The sequence below is a fragment of the Escherichia sp. XD33 genome, from assembly GCF_019375075.1.
In the GTDB taxonomy this organism is placed as follows: domain Bacteria; phylum Pseudomonadota; class Gammaproteobacteria; order Enterobacterales; family Enterobacteriaceae; genus Enterobacter; species Enterobacter flexneri_A.
On sequence record NZ_JAENDM010000023.1, the window covers coordinates 23,090 to 43,827 of the forward strand.

15 protein-coding genes and 4 pseudogenes are annotated in these 20,738 nt (G+C 50.5%); 10 read left to right on the top strand and 9 right to left on the bottom strand.

The features are described from left to right. Position 1: 1 nt before the first annotated feature. Both K0778_RS14675 and K0778_RS14680 read left to right on the top strand, forming a co-directional pair. Complete coding sequence (locus tag K0778_RS14675) at positions 2-2,059, top strand: beta-galactosidase (RefSeq protein WP_001031684.1); 2,058 nt, start codon at positions 2-4, stop codon at positions 2,057-2,059. A gap of 63 nt (positions 2,060-2,122) precedes the next feature. Further along, positions 2,123-2,437 carry a glucose PTS transporter subunit EIIB gene (locus K0778_RS14680; protein WP_000254058.1) on the top strand — a complete coding sequence of 105 codons (315 nt, stop codon included), beginning with the start codon at positions 2,123-2,125 and terminating at the stop codon, positions 2,435-2,437. A gap of 136 nt (positions 2,438-2,573) precedes the next feature. Here K0778_RS14680 and K0778_RS14685 read toward each other — a convergent pair whose 3' ends face one another. Beyond that, positions 2,574-3,845 (bottom strand): maltoporin, encoded by a 1,272-nt coding sequence (locus tag K0778_RS14685; RefSeq protein WP_001098396.1) that lies wholly within the window; start codon positions 3,843-3,845, stop codon positions 2,574-2,576. Positions 3,846-4,115: 270 nt separating this feature from the next. Here K0778_RS14685 and K0778_RS14690 point away from each other — a divergent pair, with 270 nt between their 5' ends. Both K0778_RS14690 and K0778_RS14695 read left to right on the top strand, forming a co-directional pair. Continuing rightward, positions 4,116-5,186: a LacI family DNA-binding transcriptional regulator gene (locus tag K0778_RS14690; RefSeq protein ID WP_000837747.1), complete on the top strand. Its 1,071-nt coding sequence runs from the start codon at positions 4,116-4,118 to the stop codon at positions 5,184-5,186. Between the two features lie 332 nt (positions 5,187-5,518). After that, a pseudogene (locus K0778_RS14695) lies at positions 5,519-6,032 on the top strand (transposase); the annotation flags it as partial. Here K0778_RS14695 and K0778_RS14700 read toward each other — a convergent pair. Then, positions 6,030-6,584, bottom strand: a pseudogene (locus K0778_RS14700) (TonB-dependent receptor plug domain-containing protein); the annotation flags it as partial. The pseudogenes K0778_RS14695 and K0778_RS14700 sit on opposite strands and share 3 nt — an antisense overlap. A gap of 428 nt (positions 6,585-7,012) precedes the next feature. Between K0778_RS14700 and K0778_RS14705 the strand changes: the two are divergent. The 5 genes and pseudogenes from K0778_RS14705 (at position 7,013) to K0778_RS27715 (ending at position 10,729) form a co-directional block, all read left to right on the top strand. After that, positions 7,013-7,885 carry a GTPase family protein gene (locus K0778_RS14705; protein ID WP_001069719.1) on the top strand — a complete coding sequence of 291 codons (873 nt, stop codon included), beginning with the start codon at positions 7,013-7,015 and terminating at the stop codon, positions 7,883-7,885. Between the two features lie 293 nt (positions 7,886-8,178). After that, positions 8,179-8,685: pseudogene (locus K0778_RS14710) on the top strand (ESPR-type extended signal peptide-containing protein); the annotation flags it as partial. A 510-nt stretch (positions 8,686-9,195) separates the two neighbouring features. Then, positions 9,196-9,369, top strand: coding sequence for a hypothetical protein (locus tag K0778_RS14715; protein ID WP_017880052.1), 174 nt, complete (start codon positions 9,196-9,198; stop codon positions 9,367-9,369). Positions 9,370-9,384: 15 nt separating this feature from the next. Then, a complete protein-coding gene (locus K0778_RS14720; RefSeq protein ID WP_223367351.1) occupies positions 9,385-10,161 on the top strand; it encodes a hypothetical protein in 777 nt (258 codons plus the stop codon). A gap of 241 nt (positions 10,162-10,402) precedes the next feature. Then, the gene (locus tag K0778_RS27715; RefSeq protein ID WP_017880055.1) at positions 10,403-10,729 is read left to right on the top strand and encodes a hypothetical protein; all 327 of its coding nucleotides are present in this window, start codon (positions 10,403-10,405) and stop codon (positions 10,727-10,729) included. Between the two features lie 442 nt (positions 10,730-11,171). Here the strand turns inward: K0778_RS27715 and K0778_RS14730 are convergent, their stop codons facing one another. From K0778_RS14730 to paoA, 7 genes and pseudogenes are all read right to left on the bottom strand, one after another. Beyond that, on the bottom strand, positions 11,172-12,671 hold the full coding sequence (locus K0778_RS14730) for an SIR2 family protein (RefSeq protein WP_023342981.1): 1,500 nt from the start codon (positions 12,669-12,671) through the stop codon (positions 11,172-11,174). Between the two features lie 91 nt (positions 12,672-12,762). Beyond that, the gene (locus tag K0778_RS14735) at positions 12,763-13,890 is read right to left on the bottom strand and encodes a hypothetical protein (RefSeq protein WP_023342982.1); all 1,128 of its coding nucleotides are present in this window, start codon (positions 13,888-13,890) and stop codon (positions 12,763-12,765) included. Between the two features lie 438 nt (positions 13,891-14,328). Then, positions 14,329-14,667: pseudogene (locus K0778_RS14740) on the bottom strand (LysR substrate-binding domain-containing protein); the annotation flags it as partial. Between the two features lie 50 nt (positions 14,668-14,717). After that, on the bottom strand, positions 14,718-15,674 hold the full coding sequence (paoD, locus tag K0778_RS14745; RefSeq protein WP_001619172.1) for a molybdenum cofactor insertion chaperone PaoD: 957 nt from the start codon (positions 15,672-15,674) through the stop codon (positions 14,718-14,720). A gap of 9 nt (positions 15,675-15,683) precedes the next feature. After that, on the bottom strand, positions 15,684-17,882 hold the full coding sequence (gene paoC, locus K0778_RS14750) for an aldehyde oxidoreductase molybdenum-binding subunit PaoC (protein WP_001619173.1): 2,199 nt from the start codon (positions 17,880-17,882) through the stop codon (positions 15,684-15,686). Further along, complete coding sequence (gene paoB / locus K0778_RS14755; RefSeq protein ID WP_000643333.1) at positions 17,879-18,835, bottom strand: aldehyde oxidoreductase FAD-binding subunit PaoB; 957 nt, start codon at positions 18,833-18,835, stop codon at positions 17,879-17,881. The genes paoC and paoB overlap by 4 nt, the downstream gene beginning before the upstream one ends. Next, entirely contained in the window at positions 18,832-19,521 is a 690-nt protein-coding gene (paoA, locus tag K0778_RS14760) for an aldehyde dehydrogenase iron-sulfur subunit PaoA (protein WP_000070700.1), read from the bottom strand. Before paoA ends, paoB begins: the two co-directional genes overlap by 4 nt. A 417-nt stretch (positions 19,522-19,938) precedes the next feature. Here paoA and K0778_RS14765 point away from each other — a divergent pair, with 417 nt between their 5' ends. Continuing rightward, positions 19,939-20,553 (top strand): YagU family protein, encoded by a 615-nt coding sequence (locus K0778_RS14765; RefSeq protein WP_001019920.1) that lies wholly within the window; start codon positions 19,939-19,941, stop codon positions 20,551-20,553. Positions 20,554-20,738: the final 185 nt, after the last annotated feature.

The following is a 20,738-nucleotide window of genomic DNA, read 5'->3' on the forward strand; positions in this document are numbered from 1 at the left end:
TATGAATAAATTTGCACCTTTACATCCGAAGGTTAATACGCTGCTGCATGGCGCGGATTATAATCCGGAGCAATGGGAGAATGACCCCGATATTATTGATAAAGACATTGCCATGATGCAGCAGGCAAAATGCAATGTGATGTCGGTGGGAATATTTAGCTGGGCGAAACTGGAGCCACGCGAAGGGGTGTTTGATTTCGCCTGGCTGGACACTATTCTGGATAAATTGTATGCCGCCGGTATACATGTTTTTCTGGCCACGCCGAGCGGCGCGCGTCCGGCGTGGATGTCGCAACGCTATCCGCAGGTTCTGCGGGTGGGGCGCGATCGGGTGCCGGCCCTGCACGGCGGCCGTCACAATCATTGTATGTCGTCGCCGGTCTATCGCGAGAAGACTCTGAAAATCAATAGCCTGCTGGCTGAACGTTATTCCTCACACCCGGCGGTGCTGGGCTGGCATATTTCCAACGAATATGGCGGCGAATGCCATTGCGATCTCTGCCAGAATCGTTTTCGCGACTGGCTGAAGGCGCGTTACCAGACCCTGGAGAATCTCAACCAGGCCTGGTGGAGCACCTTCTGGAGCCATACCTATACTGACTGGTCGCAGATTGAATCGCCTGCGCCGCAGGGCGAGATGTCGATCCACGGTCTCAATCTTGACTGGCATCGCTTTAACACCGCTCAGGTGACCGATTTTTGCCGCCATGAAATTGCTCCGCTGAAAGCGGCGAATTCCGCTCTGCCAGTGACCACCAATTTTATGGAATATTTCTACGATTACGACTACTGGCAGCTGGCGGAGGTGCTGGATTTCATCTCCTGGGATAGCTATCCGATGTGGCACCGCGATAAAGACGAAACTGCGCTGGCCTGCTACACCGCGATGTATCACGACATGATGCGCAGCCTGAAGGGCGGTAAGCCGTTTGTGCTGATGGAGTCCACGCCGGGCGCCACCAACTGGCAGCCGACCAGCAAACTGAAGAAGCCGGGAATGCATATTCTCTCCTCGCTGCAGGCGGTGGCGCATGGCGCCGACTCGGTGCAGTATTTCCAGTGGCGGAAAAGCCGCGGTTCGGTTGAGAAATTTCACGGCGCAGTGGTCGACCACGTCGGACATATTGATACCCGCATTGGCCGCGAAGTCTGCCAGCTCGGCGAGATCCTCAGTAAGTTGCCGGAGGTGAGGGGCTGTCGCACCGAGGCGAAAGTAGCGATTATCTTCGACCAGCAGAACCGCTGGGCGCTGGATGACGCCCAGGGGCCGCGCAATCTTGGGATGGAATATGAGAAGACGGTCAACGAGCACTACCGCCCGTTCTGGGAGCAGGGCATCGCCGTCGATGTGATTGACGCCGATGTCGATTTAACGCCGTACCAGTTAGTGATTGCCCCAATGTTATATATGGTGCGCGACGGCTTTGCCGGGCGGGCGGAGGCGTTTGTCGCCAACGGCGGCCACCTGGTGACCACCTACTGGACCGGCATCGTCAATGAGTCCGATCTCTGCTATCTCGGCGGCTTCCCGGGCCCGCTGCGCAATCTGCTGGGGATCTGGGCGGAAGAGATCGACTGCCTGAATGACGGCGAGTTTAATCTGGTGCAGGGACTTGCCGGGAATCAGTGCGGTCTGCAGGGCCCTTATCAGGTGCGCCATCTCTGCGAACTAATCCATACAGAGAGCGCCCAGGCGCTGGCCACCTACCGGGATGATTTTTATGCCGGCCGGCCGGCTGTGACGGTGAACGAGTTCGGGAAAGGCAAAGCCTGGCATGTGGCCTCCCGCAACGATTTAGCCTTCCAGCGCGATTTCTTTACCACCCTGAGCAAGGAGCTGGCCCTGCCGCGGGCGATAGCGACGGAGTTACCACCCGGCGTGGTGGCTACTGCGCGCACCGACGGTGACAACTCTTTTATCTTCCTGCAGAACTACAGCGCCCAAAACCATACCCTGACCCTGCCGCAAGGATATTGGGATTGCCTGACCGACGCGGCGGTGTCGGCTCCACTGACCCTGTCGGCATGGGATTGCCGTATTCTCCGTCGTCACGCGTAATTTCTTCTTTTCCACGCCTGCTCTGACGAGCAGGCTTTTTTTATCTTAAACCTGGAGTTTATTATGGTGAGTTTAAAATCCTTCCTGCACTATTTCTCCCCAGCGCGTCCGGCACAGCCATTAAGCGAGGCGGAAAAACAGCAAATCGAGGCGCTTATTCAGGCCTTCGGCGGCGAAGCGAATATTACGCAAGTGGATGCCTGTATTACGCGTCTGCGCGTGACTGTTCGTCATCTTGCAGACGTAGATACGGACGCATTACAGCAGCAGGGCGCGCTGGGGGTTATTATTCTTTGTCAACAGGTGCATGCTATTTTCGGTAAACAGTCCGATGCGCTGCGTCAGCTTCTGGATGAACATTTTGCTGCCCGGAAATAAATAAAACGGGATAACCTGAAAACAGGTTATCCCGAAAATAAGACAAAGACAGCAGTGGCAATAAAGTTTACCGGAAGATAATTAACAGTCTTACAGCAGGAGATAAAAATAACGTATGAGTCTTAACCGTGTGCGATTACCACCAGGCCTCAACCTGCACGCCGAAATTCCAGGTATTATTCGCCGTCTGGTCTTCAAACGGTTTACCATCTTCGGAGTCATTCAAATACGAAGCAAAAATGCGTAATTCCGGACGTGACATAAAGTCTGGCCCGTCCGCCAGGCCCAACGCAATGGTGTATTTCTCACCCGCCTGTTTGTAGCTGGTGCCATTGTTGTAGCTGTCTTTCTGATAGAAACCGCCAACTTCGCCAATCAGGCGCACGTAGTCGGTAAACTGGTACTGTCCGCGGGCGACCAGCGACAGCATCCGCGTTTTGTCGGTATAGTCGGTAATGTCATCCGCCGAGCCCCAGGTCAGAACGTGGTTGATAGAGAACTTTTCAGTAATCGGGATCAGGCCGGTGTTAATCACACGATAACCGGTGGCGTCATTCACGTAGTTCCACATATCGTACCAGCCGCCGCCCTGGGAGACCATGTTCTGCGCCAGGCCTTTGTTGGCGTACTGCAGCACGGTTTTGTTATAGCCACCCAGCATATCCTGACTGATTTCACCGGTCAGCATGACGCCGTTGTCAGCATCGTACAGTCCGCCATAGCTATCCTGTTTTTTCGTGGTGTTTGGCATCGCGTAGTCGATACCGAATTCGGTCCACGAGCCCGCCCACGGCTTCCAGCCCGCGTAGCGTAAATCGATATAGTTGATATTGACGTTGCTGTCGCCATCGACGCGATAGTCAACATCGTTGGCATCGCCGCGGATCCAGGCCAGCGAGACGGCGCCCGGGCCGAGAGTATAGTTTTCCACCCCGGCTCCGGAGCCGGAAATGTTCCAGTATTTGGTATCGATGATATGCAGATCATGGCGCTGGTAGTAACGTTTACCGCCCCAGATCACAGCATTTGGATCGCCAGGGATCAGCCCCTTTATCTGCAGGTTCAACTGACGTAAGCCGAACTGTGCATCATCGTTCAGCGTGGTTTCATTATCGTTAGAGCCGTCGGAGACCATGCTGACCATACTGTCGAGATAGAAGCTGACGTCATCTTTCTTATAGACTTCAGAGCCCAGCTCCAGCTCGCCATAGGTATCCGACTCGTTCCCCAAACGGCCCAGCTTATTTTTTTGCCATTCCACTTCGCTACCGTCGCTGGAGACTCCAACCCCGGCGCGCATATAGCCATGGAAATCGATCGTTGGGATCGCGGCGGAAGCCGCAAACGCGGAAGGAGCAATTAGCGCAGCGGCTAACGCGACTGAAAGAGCACGCAGTGTAGTGTTCATCTCTATCCTCTTATTGTTTTGTATTACGTTCACATAACTAATGTAATAAAATGTCTAAATGTAACTACAGGCAAATGAGATATGATTGTTTTGTGACTAACTGCAAATAATCACACTAGTTTTTGTTGCGATAGGTGAGGTTATTCACAATTCACTGTATTGTGAACGTAATACTTTTTTAGGTGATATTTTGCAGCGTGAGGTGGCGGTGAGCGTTTTTTTAAATGGCCCCTGTTACAATCATGAGATAACAACATAAGGAACCGGAGCATGAAGTCTAAAAGCGCTACTCTGGAAGACGTTGCCCGTCATGCGGGCGTCTCTTACCAGACCGTGTCCAGGGTACTCAACAAATCTGCCAATGTATCCGAAGCGACGCGCCGCAAGGTGGAGAAATCGATAGAGGCATTACGCTATGTGCCAAACCGGCTGGCGCAGCAGCTGGTGGGAAAGGAGAGTCAGACGGTCGGGCTGGTGACTATTTCGCTGGCCTGGCATGCGCCTTCCCAGGTGGCGACGGCGGTAAAACGTTATGCCAATCTGGAAGGTTATCAGGTTCTGATTTCGATGATCGATGAGAGCGTCAACCAAAGTATCCAGGATTCTATCAATGAGCTGAAATCTCAGCGAGTGGACAAAGTCATTATCAACGTGCCACTGGAGACCGAACAGGCGCAGAAAATCGCCGCTGACAACGATGATATCGTCTGCCTGTTTCTCGATGTTGATCCTTACAGCTCCGTGTTTAACGTTTCGTTTAACCCGGCGGACGGCACGCGGGCCAGCGTCAAATATCTCTATGAGATGGGGCATCGGGAGATCGCGTTGCTGGCAGGACCGGACAATTCTGTCTCGGCCAAACTCCGGTTAAAAAGCTGGCTGGAGACTTTGCAGGGCTACGGTCTGAAGCCGGTGACCGTCCTGCACGGCAACTGGGATGCGCAAAGCGGCTATGCCGGTGCGCTGCAGATGCTGCGCGAAACGCCCAATTTTAGCGCTGTGCTGGTAGGAAATGACCAGATGGCGTTGGGGGTGCTCAGCGCCTTCCATCAGCATCAGGTGGCGGTGCCGGGTGAGAAGTCCGTCATTGGCTATGACGATACCTACGAAAGCTCTTTTTTCTATCCGTCGTTGAGTACGGTGTCGCTGGATCTCGATCTGCAGGGGAAGGAGGCGGTGCGGCGGATCCTCGCCAGCACCAGCGGTGCGCCGCATACCTCATCCATTCTGCCTGCGCGCTTGGTGATACGCCATTCCAGCGGCGCCCGAATCGAGCAGGGAAAAGATCTGCAGGCCATTGCGGAACAGCTCCGCGCCATCGCCCACACTCTGGCACCCTGACGCCAAAGGCGGGGAAACTCGCCTTATTACCTTATCCTTAAATTGAGTAGGGTGTGATATTTGTCACAGCATGGCGTAATATTATTGAAGTATCCGGAATTGAGTTTGGGAGAGGCGTTTTAATCCAGAGCAGTCAATTCTAGTGCTTATATTGAAAGATTAGGAAAAGTAGCCTTTCTCCAGCAGATCGCAAAGCGTAGGTATATGTTGTCAACGACGGATGAAAAATGCCTCTTCCGCAACCTTGGTGGAAGAAAATGGATGAAACTTTCTGATGAACAAGGAGCTAAGCTGTTTTAAGTTATGGATAACTGTAGCAGTCTCTTAAGACACTGCTACAGTTATCTTGCGGATGGCGCTGCAGTCGACAAATTATTAGCTCTGACGGTATAACCCTCCATCTCCGCGGAAAACGCAAAGCAGCACAATGTCCTGAATGCTTTTAAGCGTAGCGACTTTGTTCATAGTTGTCGTCGGCGCCGGATACAGTATCTACCCTGCTCAGGGCAGACGCTATGACTTGTATTTTCCGTCCGCCACTGGTACTGCCGTAACCCAACTTGTTCACGAAAATTTTTTGCCGGGTCGCTTGCCCCCTTCGCCGGTTCACACCAGCAGTCTTCACAGGCGTTACAAAATTTACAACGTCAACAGGGATTAATAGCCGGAGGTGAGGCCGAGAAACTGTCAGGCACGCTCCATATCGGTATTGATGAATGGGCGTAGCATCGGGGCCACCGTTACGGTACGTTAATCGTCAATCTTGATACTCACAGTCCCCTCGTCCTGCTTCCCGGCTGCGATCAGCGTGCGCTGGCGACCTGGTTCAGAAAATATCCGGAGATAGCCCAGCGTCACTTTACGCAGCGTCTCTTCGGTTGGGCGCTTCGCCACGAAATTAAACTGCCCTGCTGGGCTCGCCGGGCCGTACAGCGCGCCGGTCAAACTGTTAAGCACATCCATGCGCTCAAGCATTTCCACCGGAAACGCGGTTGTTGAAACGATATTCAGCCCGTCCAGACGGCTGTTGGCCACCACGCTGCCCTGCATCCCCCGACTTTGCGGGCGCCCGACATCCATTCCACCGCGCGCCTGCATTTGCGTACTGGGAGAGTATTTCAGCATCTCGCTGACGCTTTGCGCCTGCTGATTTTCAATCATCTCTTTAGTAACAGTGGTGCTGGAATATGGTGTTTCGATCCAGGATTTCGTTCCCAGCGGGCCGACATCTATATCGTTCGTTTTGAAACCGGCACCGGCGGCAGAATCGGTGGTGTCGGCGGCGGTGTTGCCCGTGACAATCATTTCATCTTCAGAAGTAGACGAGGCATGAGCATGAAGCGGTATGAAAGACGCTAATGCTGGCAAAAGCGCAGCGAAAGTTATTTGAGTATTCATGAATCACTGATCGTTATGTAAATGTTTATATTACGATCGGTGCATAGGCAAAATTATGATCCAGATCACACGTGAATGTAAGTTATTTACAAATTACGCTAACCTTCTGTCTCCGCTCTTTGCAGCATAAAAGTATGGCGGCGCGTTGTTGAAAGCAGGAGCGGCCGGGTTGTCAGAAAGCTGGTTTGGACGCAAGTAATATATAACAACTCTGGTTACCGCATACTGTCAGGACAGTATCTACTTGAGCGTCCGCCTTTGGCACAAAGCGGACTGTCAGATTAGATTCAGACCTGTACTCATTAGCTGATACAAATCAGCTGCATATACCTGCATTCCAAATAATTTCAGACAGATATTATCGTTGTGAATCCCCCGCCACCTTTCCGGTGCGCGGGGTTTTGTCTTTTTTCACCGGGAATACATGTATGAATCCGTCTGATGCCATTGAGGCAATTGAAAAACCACTTTCTTCCCTGCCTTATTCACTTTCCCGTCACATCCTGGAACATCTGCGCAAACTCACCAGTCACGAACCCGTGATTGGCATTATGGGTAAAAGCGGGGCCGGTAAATCCTCACTCTGTAATGCCCTGTTTCAGGGAGAGGTCACCCCGGTCAGTGATGTTCACGCCGGCACCCGGGAAGTGCAGCGCTTCCGTCTGAGTGGCCATGGTCACAGCATGGTTATCACTGACCTGCCCGGGGTGGGCGAGAGCCGGGACAGGGATGCAGAGTATGAGGCCCTGTACCGTGACATTCTGCCTGAACTTGATCTGGTACTGTGGCTGATTAAAGCCGATGACCGTGCCCTGTCTGTGGATGAGTATTTCTGGCGACACATTCTGCACCGGGGACATCAGCAGGTGCTGTTTGTGGTGACGCAGGCCGATAAAACGGAGCCCTGCCACGAATGGGATGTGGCCGGCATTCAGCCTTCTCCCGCACAGGCACGGAATATTCGCGAGAAAACGGAGGCGGTATTCCGTCTGTTCCGGCCCGTACATCCGGTTGTTGCCGTATCGGCCCGCACCGGCTGGGAACTGGATACGCTGGTCAGTGCGCTCATGACAGCGCTTCCCGACCATGCTGCCAGTCCCCTGATGACCCGCCTGCAGGACGAGCTGTGCACGGAGTCTGTCCGGTCTCAGGCCCGTGAACAGTTTACCGGTGCGGTGGACCGGATATTTGACACGGCGGAGAGCGTCTGCATTGCCTCTGTTGCACGCACGGTTCTGCGTGCCGTCCGTGACTCGGTGGTCTCTGTTGCCCGCGCGGTATGGAACTGGATTTTCTTCTGAACCCGGCTGGCAAAACACACGGTTTTTGCTTCCTGAATCTTGTCCGTCCTGGCGTTAGGTAATAGAATAAAACGATCGATAACTATTTTATCGATCGTTTATATCGATCTATAAAGCAATAATCACCCCTGTCAGTAATTCTGAACAGACACATACAGACATGAGATTCAGGGAACAGGACCACGCTTCAGAAACCTCCGTCTGCCGGACATCCGGCACTGTAACCCTTTACCTGCCGGTATCCACATTTGTGGGTACCGGCTTTTTTATTCACCCTCTGTAAGGAAAAAAGGATGAAACGACATCTGAATACCAGCTACAGACTGGTATGGAATCACATTACGGGCGCTTTTGTGGTGGCTTCCGAACTGGCCCGCTCACGGGGAAAACGCGCCGGTGTGGCGGTTGCCCTGTCCCTTGCCGCTGCCACGTCACTCCCGGCACCGGCTGCTGACACGGTTGTACAGGCGGGAGAAACCGTGAGCGGCGGAACACTGATAAATCATGACCGCCAGACTGTTTCAGGTACAGCGGATGGCGTGACTGTCAGTACCGGGCTGGAGCTGGGGCCGGATTCTGATGACAACACCGGCGGGCAGCAGATAACTCCGAGTGGCACTGCCAGAAACACCACTGTCACCGCAGACGGTCTGCAGGATGTCATGGCCGGTGGCAGTGCCACGGATACGGTTATCAGTGCCGGTGGAGGACAGAATCTGCGCGGGCAGGCTTCCGGTACAGTCCTTAACGGCGGTGAGCAATGGATACATGCAGGCGGCAGTGCATCCGGAACGGTGATTACCGTAAGGAACGGAGAGCCCGTGGCATGGTGACCAACGTTGAACTTTCAGAGAGTGCGGAAGACTGGTTACCTCAGACGCATCCTGTAGCCGGTCATAAAGAATGAAGTTCAGATAAATATGGAGAAAGGTATACATGGTATACATCGAGAGAATAATTTATATATAAATCAGTGAAATAAACCATGTATACCTTGTTTTCAGGTATACACAGGGTGTACATGGTGTTCATTCTCTCATTAACCATCTGATCGTTTATTAAACAGAATGATGTATACCGTGTAGACCTGAAATCCCAAAATGTAGGCTGGTGTTCATAGGTTAATATTATGTTTTATAAGCAATTTATAGCCTTTATGAACACCATGTATACCTTGAGGGCAAATTCTTTAAAACGCATCCATTCATTTCACGTTGTGCATCCCCTCGATTTCATTACCATCATTTCATTACTTGCAATGCTTATTATGATTGTTGCGTTTTTTATCATGTGATAACCAAGGGGGAAGCATGAAAAAGGAACACGTGAAACCCGTTCTTCTGAGCGCTGCTCAGGTTGCGGCATTAAAAGCCATCCAGGAGCAGGAACGCCAGAAATCCGGGTTTGGTATCGCACCATCAATCCATGATGTGGCGAGAAAAATATTTGATGTTGGGCTATCCAGAATGGAGGTAAGCCAGTGAGTTACGAAATTAAAATTGGGCAAAGAAGCATTGCTATCACTGATAACGTTTCTGAACGTGGTTGCGCCTAATGAGCAGATGGCGATTCTTTTTAAAGGGATGGCGAATATTTTTGGTGATCTGCGGGCCGTGGCAATGTTAGCTGAGGCGGAAGCCGATGCCGTAGAGGTTATCCGCAATGATCCGGATTTAAACGAAGCAGCAAAAAACCGCCGGGCCAGAGATGCGGCAAATAGAGACACACTCACGGCTTTCACTAGAAGTACGGCGATGATCAGCGAACAAGCTGAAAATATTCTCAATTATCTTAAGACCAAACTGGCCCCAGTTGCTCCGTTGGCCGAGGGTGATGTTGTCGGATTTATGCGAGATAGTGAGCTACGGAATGTATTTCGCTCGCTGGATGGAGCTGCGAAAGAAAAGCTGATGGTAGCAATGTATGCCGGGAATCAGACTGATTTATGTGACGCCCTGCTACGAGGTAACGCCATTTGCTCAGGCGTAACAGATTCTCAGCTGGAGCGACTGACTTTTGCCCGTATCGCCACAGATAACGGAGCCGTTATCAAATCTGTTTCTAACCTGGTAAAAGCCATTAACCGCAACCTGCAGCAAATCATCGCTGTTCGCACATGGTATGCAAATCTGGTATTTGGAAGCAATGACGACCCTCGCGATGTGGCTCCTCGAGTCTCCGGGCTGGCGAATCTGTCCGAGTACATTGATGGTATGGAAAAAATTAATTCTCGACAGGGTAAAGCAGATGATGAAGATGGGAAACAGGCCGCCTGATGGCGGCTTTTTTCTGCCCGGAGGGAAACACACGATGCTGTTAAGTAAATCAGCCTACGCCAGGCATATGGGCGTTAGCCGACAAACAGTTTACGGCTGGATAGCACGTGGTGAGATTGTGCTATCAGGCGATAAAGTGGATGTTGAAGCAACACAGGCGAAGCAAAATTCTGCTGGTGCTGGTGCTGGTGCTGGTGCTGGTGCTGGTGCTGGTGCTGGTGCTGGTGATCATCACAATGCAATGACGTGGGCGCAGGCCGCCGCGTGGGTATGGGGGCATGACGGCGGGAAAGAGCTGCCGGCTGATATTAATGCTGGCCAGCGAATAGAGGCAGCAGCCGCTGAGCTGGGTTTTGATGTTCAGCACGAGTCCGATGAACAATTGCTGATTCTCTTCCGGCCGGATGAAGAAACCCACAGCTTCTATGGCAAAGACCGTGCAGCAGGCGCTTTACGGTTTCTTCGTTCTGAGCTGGCTTACGTTGCCACAATGCACCCCGATACGCTGGATGACTGGAACAAAACTGGTTTAATGTCACTCTGCCTGCTGGACGGCGAAAAACTGTAAACCCCCCAGCCCTCAAACTTGACACTTTTTCGCGAGAAACTGGGAAAAGTGTCAACCCAACCTAACGGATCCTGACGCCTGCGAACAGCAGCTAGAGCAGAAGTGTAAAGGGCTGGCGTTGAGCTTTGTTGAGCCCGGCGGTTAGCTTTTGTTAGTCCTGATGCGAAGCAGCGCAGGTGTCAGCCTGTTATGGTTTGTTATGCCTTACTAGGGAAAACCAGGGGGAAAGTGACAACCTCTCCCCCTTTAGAAAACTTCAGGTACAGCTCGTTGGTTGCATCAGTCAAAACCTGTCACCCGCTGGCTATACCAGCGGGAATTTTGGCTCTAAACGCTCTAAGTTACAGTTGATGTGATCTGTAAACTGCGGCTGCAACTAGTAATCGTATAAAACCATCAGTTGCAGTTTTGCTAACTATAATCACAATGATAATGTATATAATTATACATTGTGTGCGAGGTAATCATACAATGCTAAAAGTTTGCGATAATCAGTATGAGACTTGTCCTTAAATTCTCGGACATGTTTTTCTAAATCTTCCAAGGATATATGTCCATCATGAGCATTGAAGAAAATAATATTTTGTAATTTGCTATCAATATCTGAATGTTTAGCGTAAATATCTTCAATGGTGTGTTCTACTATTCTTTGATTCTTGGGTAACCTAGCATAGTTTGACGCTATTAATCTTTTTTGATTTTTCATTAATGATGTTAAGCATTTAACACCTGGACTGAATTTATGAAAAGCATAAGCTGGGAAATATGATCTTTTATTGATGGTGAACTTGTCAAGCAACTCGACAACATGCGACTCCTGATTTGAAATTAGATCAAAATAGTTTTCCATCATCTCCTGAGGTGTTTGCATGTGTATTTTTATAGAGTTAACAGAACCGACGGCTAGAACAAGTTCATCATTTCTGAGCGTGTCCAAATCCCCAACAAGTTTTACTTTTATGTCTCCGCCTTCCTTTATTTTACCAAAGACACTCTCTGCTCTGCGTATATCCATTACCGAAACTGGTAAGTGCAGTTGAGCAAGTTCTTTATATATGTCTGAGAAGTTATCTGTAACGATTTTATTAATGCTAATTAACCCAGCATCTTCTACTTCGAGATCGTGAGAGACAACGTTTAAATTATCAATGCCTTCTTCTCTTTCAATCAGAAGGAAGTTGTTTTTTATTTTTTCTGCAATTTTAGAACGAGGTGGTATGTATGAAAATATTGTTTTTAATACTTTTTTAATATTAGGGTCACCTATTCTATACCCCATAAATATAATCGGGTTATGTATAAATAAGGATAGGAGTTGAGCACGAATCAACTCATATTTTTTATCAAAATGAACATAGTCATCACCAGTTATTATTATGGATTCTGGTTTGCTAACGCATCCGTGAATTTTATAAACAGAACCATAAGGATTGCTTAAAAGTATATCATTCCCAATTACAGGGTTATAACCAATTGCACTTTCGATAAAATTATCATAGTTTGTTGTAATCACAGAGGCAATATTTTTGGAGGCTTTTACTAATTCAGATATTTCATCTTGAACTCCTAATTTTAAATCTGTGATATTCACTAACTGTGAAAGATAGATTTTAAATCTGCTAATATTTGAGGAGGTATCTTCCGAGTTGTAGTATAAGTCATTGATATTTTTGAACTTTCCATTCCTATCTGCTTTAAGTGTTGCATCAAATATTTGCTCTAATTGCGTTGCCACTTTTGGAAGGTCTATAATACCATCTTTATTACTGTTTTCTCTGACAAGATCTTTATATAGTTCATTAGAGTTTGTCAGGTCAATACTAATTTTCTCTAAGAGTGCCGGCCAGCTATAAGAAATTGATAAGTATCTCATGCTGAAACCTGCTCCAACAAATAATATTGGATGGTTTCTGTAGCCTTTTAGAAAATCCGTTATATTCATTTGACCCCCGAGATATATTAGTGGTAATCATTAAAATTTGTTAGAACACAGCTCAAGTATGTATTTATCTGTAGAGATAAGAATTTACTTGTTATTGACCATTTGGATAGTAAATTTTCATGAGCCTCTCTTTTTCTTCGTTGAATGCTTTATCAAAATCAATTTCTTTGTCTAAATTAGAATGTAAGTCGTTTAAAGCTTTAACAAGAATCCAAGCGCTATGGTGAATGAATGGGTTTAATCCAATAATGTTTCCTGCAGAATTATCGTCAACTTTCTCAACTGCTAAAATTGCTTGGATTTTTTTACAACTTTCCTGAATATTCCAATCGGAAACATGTAATAATAATGCAGATAAAGCCATGAGTGGGTTGTTTGCTTTGATAGATGTTGGTGTGTAACTAATAATCATACGGAGTCGAGGGTGGTAGTCTCGAATCAGTCTTGCCATTTGAGTAGCTATCTCATATTTTTCGTTGAGAATTGATCTGTCAAATGTTGATGTTCCAGAGTCTTTAATTACTATAGTTCTTGCTTTTTTGACTACTGATTTAAGCCTTACATTCCAAAGTTCAGGATTCTCATTACGGTTTAGATAGAATTGAGGGTACTTGAAATAAAGGGATTGATATACTTCCTCATTGATGTCGAACCAACTTTTGTTTGTGGCGCTGAGATCGACAACATAATTATCATAGTTTCTCTTGTATCTAATCAATGAGGCCTTTGCAAGGTAAATTATGTGAGGGCTTAAATTAAATGTAAAAGTGCCTTTTTCTCTTAAATCTAAGAACCATTGGCGCATGTTACGTATATCTTCTTGCGTAAAAATCTTCTCCTGAATTCCCGCGCAGACCATAAGACCTATTAAGCGTGTCGCTTCAGAACCCGAGCGCATAAAATCAATTCGGCCTTCATTTGAAACAACGTTCAACTTATCATCTCCAGTATAAAAATCACAAAATGGGAGGTGAGAGTCTTTACCTAGATTGTCTCGAAATGCAAAGTGTGCTTGCTTTACAACTTTGCCGTTACTGAGCGATCTTCCTTCCGAAACGTAATAACCACCAGAAACATTGCATGCCGGACATTCAACATCCTCTTTAACAAAATCTCTAAAACTTAAAGAAGGATCTGAGTTGCTACGTTCGAAAAGGTTTTCCAACTGCTTAGCATCCAGTTCACGCTTAAATTTTCTAGAATAGGCTGTTATCGTCATTTGGGGGTCTCCTTTCGAAGGGAGCTTAACTTTACCATAGGATGACCATAAAGGGAGCTGTACGGCAAACATCACTAAGGTTGGGCCTAAAACACAAATTCCCAGAGTGCCATTTTGACGTCTAGCTAACTTGATATGCTTCAAGGCAGTTCTTAAATTGTGGTATCAACATCAATAGAATGTTTTTTAAACAATTTAGATGGCAACAAGAAAATCTGGGGGTACTTTTGGGGGTACCTAATAATGGTTTAATTTTTTTATTCATATAAATCAATTGGTTGGTTTTTATGATTTACTCCTATTATCGCACCATTAAAATCAAAGAGTTACCCCATATTTAAATACACCACGTTTCCTCCTGTGCCGTATTTGTGCCATTGTAACCTTGGCAATTCATCAAAATACTGTTCTGACATCAGGCAGTGCAGGTGCAGACATTTAAGCCAATTGCTGCCGCCATTCTTTGACGTAGTCAATCAGGGCGCGGAGCTTTGGTGCAATATTGCGACGCTGTGGGAAATACAGATAGAAGCCCGGAAATTGTGGAAGAAAGTCATCAAGCAGCGATACAAGCTTACCGCTTTCAATATATGGCCTGAAAGTTTCCTGAGTGGCAATTGTTATTCCTCCGCCGGCAAGAGCCAGCCTCAACATCAGACGCAGATCATTAGTCGTAATCTGCGGTTCAATCGCAAGGTCGAAAGTTCTCCCGTTTTCTTCAAATGGCCAGCGATAAGGCGCAACCTCCGGGGACTGACGCCAGCCGATACACTTATGGGTATTTCCCCCGGAGGCGAGAAAGCGCTCTCCACGCCCGGCCGCAAGGATCAGGACGACGGGGGCAGGCATGAATCCTCCTCCTGATGGAGACGTACAGAGGCGACTTCTGCCAGCACGGAGAGTGCCAGAGTATGCGCATCCCGGGCTTTGGGGAATATCCCGACGGGTGCCCGGATTTGCGTTGTTTCCTCCCTGGACCATCCCAGCTCGTGGAGCTTTTGCAGACGTAACGTGTGGGTTCGATAGCTGCCCAATGCGCCGAGATAAAAGGGTTTTGCTTCTCGCGCGGCCTGCAACACTGGCAGCTCCCGGTTGAGATCATGGCACAGCAAAATGACCGCCGTATCGGTATCGATCTGAGCGCTGGCTGAGGCCGGAAAAAGATCGAAGATATGGCTGTCATAGCCTGTGGCTGCTGCAAGACTCGCGGTTGCCTGCGCCTCAAGAGAACGTCCGTAAATCATCAGCCTGACGCATGGCCTGAACCCCACCTCAAAGCCATTGAGATTCCAGCCCGTCCGGGTTTGCGTGGGCAGGCACACCAGCGATTGTGCTTGCGGATCGTAGCGCAGCCCCACCGGTTTTCTCTGTTCCAGGCGGTTCAGCACGGCGAGCAGAGGCTGTGCCGAGCGTAGTTTATGGAGCGTCAGCGTGATCCCACCGCCGCAGGGCAGAACGATGTCAAACCACGGCGAACCTTCGCCATAGCGAATTTCGCGATCGCGGCCTGAGCCCATCATCTCCAGCGCTTCAAAAGCGGCAGCGGCCTCCACGCAGCCGCCAGAGACAAAACCGCAGTAACGACCATCTTCGCGCACCACCATCTGCGCCCCGAGCGGGCGCGCCGCGCCGCCGCGTATCTCCACCAGCGTCACCAGCACCGCTCCTTTACCGGACATTAGCGCCTCTACGGCGAAGCGCAGAATGGTCCGGTGGTCATCGGTGAGAAACGCCTGCTCTGGCTTATGCCAGTGTTCGTCTTTGTCAAAAAGCGAGTATGACATTGTTCCTCCTTAAACCACATCCGGCAGCTTATCGAGCAGCTTATCCAGAGTGATGGGATAATCCCGTACCCGAATACCGGTGGCGTTATACACCGCGTTGGCGATAGCCGCGCTCACGCCGCACAGGCCCAGCTCACCGACACCTTTGGCCTTCATCGGGGAGGATATGGGGTCGGTATCATCCAGGAAAATCACCTCCTGTTTTGGGATATCCGCATGAACCGGCACCTCATACCCCGCCATATCGTGATTAACGAAGTAGCCCAAACGGTCATCCACCGCCAGCTCCTCCATCAGTGCCGCGCCCATGCCCATAGTCATTGCGCCAATGACCTGGCTGCGTGCAGTTTTCGGATTCAGGATGCGTCCTGCAGCACACACAGCGAGCATACGCCGGACCCGAACTTCTCCCGTCGCGCTATGCACGCCGACCTCCACAAAATGCCCGGCAAAGGTCGACTGCTGGTACTCCTTGCTCAGTGTTCCGAATTCAATGCTCTCTTCCGCTGTCAGTCTGCCGCCTGCGGTGGCCTCATGTAGCGTGGCGCTTCGGGTACCGTTGGTAATCTTGCCGTCGGCAAACTGCGACTGCTCAGGATCAAACCCGACTGCCGAGGCAATCATTTCGCGAAGCTTCACACAGGCGGCGTAAACGCCGGAGGTGGAGGTATTCGCGCCCCATTGTCCACCAGAACCCGCAGAAACCGGGAAACTGGAATCGCCGAGGTGAACCGCAACCTGCTCCAGCGGTACGCCAAGCATTTCCGCTGCCGTCTGGGCCAGAATGGTGTAGCTGCCGGTGCCAATGTCGGTCATGTCCGTTTCCACGGTAACGGTGCCGTTTGGTTCGAGGTGAACCCGAGCCCCCGATTTTTCCAGCAGATTATTGCGAAAGCCCGCCGCAACACCGTGGCCGACTAGCCACTCCCCGTCGCGCACCTGTCCGGGTGTGGCGTTGCGCTGCTTCCAGCCAAATTTATCCGCTCCGGTGCGCAAGCACTCGATAAGCTGACGGCGAGAGAAGCGGCGCGTCGGGTCGGCGGGGTCAACCTGAGTGTCATTCAGGATGCGAAACTCGACGGGATCGATGCCCGCTTTTTCCGCCAGTTCGTCGATCGCGATTTCGAGCGCCATCAGACCGGGGGCTTCGCCGGGCGCACGCATGGCGTTCCCTTCCGGCAAATCAAGCGTGGCGAGCCGCAGGCCGGTATGACGGTTTGCCCCGGCGTAGAGTAATTCGCTTTGCTGTACCGCCGTTTCCGGCGTGCCGCCGGGCAGGTTTCCGGACCAGCTTTCATGTGAGATAGCGGTGATTTTCCCGCTCTGGTCAGCACCAATACGCAGGTGCTGAAGGGTGGCGGGGCGGTGCGTGGTGTTATTGGGAATAGTGGGACGGGGGAGCATCACTTTAACCGGACGTTTCACCGCTCGGGCGGCGAGGGCCGTCAGCAGTGCATCGCTTCTCAGGAACAGCTTGCCGCCAAACCCTCCGCCGATATACGGGGAGATAATACGCACATTCTCCACGGGAACTTTCAGCGTTTTTGCCAGATCGGTGCGGCACCAGTCAATCATCTGATTTGAGGTCCAGAGGGTAAGCTTATTTCCATCCCAGACGGCCATCGAGGCATGCGGCTCCATCGCCATATGGCTCTGGTCCGGGGTCGTGTAGGTAGCATCAATCTTCACCGCAGCGGAGGTGAAAGCCCCGTCAAAGTCACCGACGTTTTTGTCGGGCGTGTCTTCCGGCGGCTGATTGACGGCCTGTTTTTCGTCCGCCAGGGAGTAAGCTCCTTTATTACGGCGATAGTGTGCCTGCACCAGCGAGGCCGCCGCTCGCGCCTGTTCGAAGGTCTCGGCCACTACCAGCGCAATGGCCTGATGATAGTGCTCAATAGTGGGGCCGCCTAACAGCCTGGCGGTGTTTTTGTCGCCTTTGCCGAGTGCCCCGGCGTTACTGGCGGTAATGACAGCCAGTACGCCCGGCGCTTTTTGCGCGGCGTCCGTATCAAGGGCGGTGAGGCGTCCTTTGGCAATGGCGGAACCGACGATATAGCCATAGGCGGCGTTGGGGGCTTCTTCATGCCATTCGTAGGCGTAGCGTGCCGTGCCGGTAGTTTTCAGCGGTCCGTCGATGCGGTCATGGGGACGACCGACAACCTTCAGCTGATCGATCGGGTTTTCCCCTGCGGGTTTATCAAATTTCATGCCTGTGCCCTCGCTTCAGCCAGTACGGAGGCAAGCGTTCGCTTCGCCAACAGGAGTTTAAAGGTGTTTTCAGCGGTGGGATGGGCGCTGGCGAACAGCGTGTCATATACGGCCTGCGCCCCCTGGGATAGCTGAGCATCCGCAGCCTCAATGCGCCAGGGCTTATGTGCTACTCCGCCCAGCGCGACGCGCCCGCTGCCGTCAGGCTGAATAATCGCCGCGACCGATACCAGGGCAAAGGCGTAGGAGGCGCGATCGCGCACCTTACGGTAGATATGTTTTCCGCCGAGCGGTGGAGGTAACGTCACCGCAACGATAAGCTCACCGGGAAGCAGGGCGGTTTCAATGTGCGGCGTTTTTCCCGGAGGGTGATAAAAATCAGCCAGTGTGATACTGCGAGTCTTTCCCTCCGGCGTGATGGTTTCCACCACCGCATCCAGCAACCGCATTGCGACCGCCATATCGCTCGGATGGGTGGCAATGCAGGCTTCGCTTACGCCTACCACCGCGTGCTGACGGCTAAAGCCTTCAAGCGCCGCGCAGCCGCTCCCGGGCAGGCGCTTATTGCAGGGCTGATTGGTGTCGTAAAAATAGGGGCAGCGCGTGCGCTGGAGCAGATTACCTGCGGTGGTTGCCTGATTACGTAACTGACCAGACGCGCCAGCGAGCAGGGCGCGGGAGAGTACCGCGTAATCACGACGCACGCGCTCGTGAGCCGCCAGGTCGGTGTTCCGTACCAGTGCGCCGATGCGCAGCCCACCCGCGTCGGTCACTTCAATCTTATCGAGCCCGAGGCCGTTCACATCGATAAGGTGGGTGGGCGTTTCAATTTCCAGCTTCATCAGGTCCAGCAGATTGGTCCCGCCCGCGATAAATTTTGCGCCGGGTACGCGCTGAGCGCTAAGTGCCGCCTCGGCTGGGGTATTCACTCGTTCATAGGTAAACGCCTTCATGATTTTATCTCCCCCGCAGCATCTTCAATGGCGGCAAGGATGTTAGCGTATGCACCACAGCGACAGATGTTGCCGCTCATACGTTCACGGATCTCATCGGCAGTTGTTTCTGGAGCGGAAACCAAATCGACCGTGACGTGACTGGGAATGCCGTCCTGAATCTCTTTTAGCACCGCTACTGATGAGCAAATTTGCCCGGAGGTGCAGTAGCCGCACTGGAAGCCATCATGCTTGATAAAGGCCGCCTGCATGGGGTGAAGATTATCTGGCGAACCCAGGCCTTCAATGGTGGTGATCTCGGCCCCCTGATGCATGACTGCAAGCGTCAGGCAGGCATTAAGCCTGCGACCATTGACCAGCACGGTACAGGCTCCGCACTGTCCGTGATCGCAACCTTTCTTGGTACCGATCAAATGCAGATTTTCACGCAAAGTGTCCAGTAGCGTGGTTCGGGTATCCACCTCAAGCTGCTCGGTTTTGCCGTTCACCTTCAGTGTCAGGGGCATTATCTCTGGCGCGGGTGTAGCTGCCGGAACGCTTGCCGCCAGCGTAGAATGAGGATAAACCACGGCGGTCGCCGCTGTTGCGGCGCTCACTTTAATCAGATCGCGACGGGTCAAACTTAAATCGTGCGGCTCGTGCTTCCCAACCCGATTATCTTCGGGGTATTCGCCTTGGTTGCTCATACCAGGCCTCCGGTATTCTAAAGGGGAAAATAAGAGTGCGTTGCGAGAGTGCTGATGCTTTTTTAAACGTTAAGCATAGTCGGCGACAGCAGGAGGATTATTCTTAAAACGCGAATGCAGCTATGAGCCCGGCTAATAAATTCATGTTCGCCGGGATGTTGATGATGATGGGAGCTGGTTTATTGCTTTAGTTGTACGATGCAAAAACCAATAAGGAAACCTGTGATTTTCAGCTCTACATCACCCTGCAAATCTCTGTCACTTCTAATATAAAAATAGGGAGAAATGATGGAGCTTATATTCATTGGCGATTAGGAAACTATCTTGTTATACAAAACAATACAGTTCTTTACATTTGCCTTGTTTTATGAATACTCCTGAAGAGGTGTATAACATAATGGTACAAGCAGGGTAGATATGAATATATTTGAACAAACTCCACCGAACCGCAGACGTTATGGTCTTGCTGCATTCATTGGGCTGATTGCTGGCGTTGTTTCCGCATTCGTGAAGTGGGGGGCTGAAGTTCCATTGCCGCCACGTAGCCCGGTGGATATGTTTAATGCAGCGTGTGGCCCGGAATCATTAATCAGGGCTGCAGGCCAAATTGATTGCTCGCGTAATTTTCTCAATCCACCGTATATTTTTCTTCGAGACTGGTTGGGGCTGACAGATCCCAATGCGGCTGTTTATACCTTTGCCGGGCATGTCTTTAACTGGGTTGGTGTTACGCACATTATCTTTTCGATAGTGTTTGCTGTCGGTTATTGTGTGGTCGCTGAAGTATTTCCAAAAATTAAACTCTGGCAGGGCTTACTGGCAGGTGCTTTAGCCCAACTTTTTGTTCATATGATTTCATTCCCTCTCATGGGACTGACGCCACCTCTGTTTGATCTCCCGTGGTATGAGAATGTTTCTGAAATTTTTGGACATTTAGTCTGGTTCTGGTCTATTGAAATTATTCGCAGAGATTTACGAAACAGAATTACTCATGAGCCAGACCCTGAGATCCCTTTAGGCTCAAACAGATAATGCATTGAATGATAAAAATGGCGCAAATACAGCGCCATTTTTATAGGTTAAAAACATTGCTTTTTATATTCTGATGCAGATAGTCAGTGAGTATATCGCGCTACTTCAGGATGATGTAGATCCGAAGAACGCTACAGAAGAGAGGCATTGTTGCTGGCAAATAGAAGAAGTATCGGGTTTTGTTA

Coding starts and splice junctions, on each gene's coding strand:
- paoA (WP_000070700.1), bottom strand. CDS start 19,521: ATGAGCAACCAAGGCGAATACCCCGAAGATAATCGGGTTGGGAAGCAC.
- paoC (WP_001619173.1), bottom strand. CDS start 17,882: ATGAAATTTGATAAACCCGCAGGGGAAAACCCGATCGATCAGCTGAAG.
- K0778_RS14690 (WP_000837747.1), top strand. CDS start 4,116: ATGAAGTCTAAAAGCGCTACTCTGGAAGACGTTGCCCGTCATGCGGGC.
- K0778_RS14715 (WP_017880052.1), top strand. CDS start 9,196: ATGAAAAAGGAACACGTGAAACCCGTTCTTCTGAGCGCTGCTCAGGTT.
- K0778_RS14685 (WP_001098396.1), bottom strand. CDS start 3,845: ATGAACACTACACTGCGTGCTCTTTCAGTCGCGTTAGCCGCTGCGCTA.
- K0778_RS14735 (WP_023342982.1), bottom strand. CDS start 13,890: ATGACGATAACAGCCTATTCTAGAAAATTTAAGCGTGAACTGGATGCT.
- K0778_RS14675 (WP_001031684.1), top strand. CDS start 2: ATGAATAAATTTGCACCTTTACATCCGAAGGTTAATACGCTGCTGCAT.
- K0778_RS14730 (WP_023342981.1), bottom strand. CDS start 12,671: ATGAATATAACGGATTTTCTAAAAGGCTACAGAAACCATCCAATATTA.
- K0778_RS14680 (WP_000254058.1), top strand. CDS start 2,123: ATGGTGAGTTTAAAATCCTTCCTGCACTATTTCTCCCCAGCGCGTCCG.
- paoD (WP_001619172.1), bottom strand. CDS start 15,674: ATGTCATACTCGCTTTTTGACAAAGACGAACACTGGCATAAGCCAGAG.
- K0778_RS14705 (WP_001069719.1), top strand. CDS start 7,013: ATGAATCCGTCTGATGCCATTGAGGCAATTGAAAAACCACTTTCTTCC.
- paoB (WP_000643333.1), bottom strand. CDS start 18,835: ATGAAGGCGTTTACCTATGAACGAGTGAATACCCCAGCCGAGGCGGCA.
- K0778_RS27715 (WP_017880055.1), top strand. CDS start 10,403: ATGACGTGGGCGCAGGCCGCCGCGTGGGTATGGGGGCATGACGGCGGG.
- K0778_RS14765 (WP_001019920.1), top strand. CDS start 19,939: ATGAATATATTTGAACAAACTCCACCGAACCGCAGACGTTATGGTCTT.